Genomic DNA, 532 nt, shown 5'->3' on the forward strand with positions numbered 1-532 from the left:
GGCACTTACTGAGAAAGACTGACTTGTGCTCAATGACGCTGAAGCAGACTCGCTTGTTGAAACTGACTGACTCAAGCTTACTGATGCTGAAGCACTGGCACTTGCTGAGACAGACTGGCTGGTGCTCAATGAAGTTGAAGCTGATTCACTTGTTGAAACTGACTGGCTCAGGCTTACTGATGCTGAAGCAGACTCGCTTGTTGAAACTGATTGACTCAAGCTCAACGAAGCTGAGGCACTTGCACTTGTTGAAACGGATTGACTCAAGCTTACTGATGCTGAAGTGCTTGTGCTTGCTGAGACAGACTGGCTCAAGCTCATTGAGGTTGAAGCACTGGCACTTGCTGAGACAGACTGGCTTGCGCTCAATGACGCTGAAGCTGATTCGCTTGCTGAGACAGACTGACTGGTGCTCAATGAAGTTGAAGCTGAGGCACTTGTTGAAACTGACTGGCTCAGGCTTACTGATGCTGAAGCACTGGCACTTGCTGAAACAGATTGACTTAAGCTCAACGATGCTGAGGCACTTACA

1 protein-coding gene is annotated in these 532 nt (G+C 48.5%); it reads right to left on the minus strand.

The features are described from left to right. On the minus strand, positions 1-532 hold a 532-nt coding region (locus SCRDD08_RS11725; protein WP_196756194.1), incomplete at both ends, for a hypothetical protein.

The sequence above is a fragment of the Streptococcus cristatus genome, from assembly GCF_001578775.1.
In the GTDB taxonomy this organism is placed as follows: domain Bacteria; phylum Bacillota; class Bacilli; order Lactobacillales; family Streptococcaceae; genus Streptococcus; species Streptococcus cristatus_A.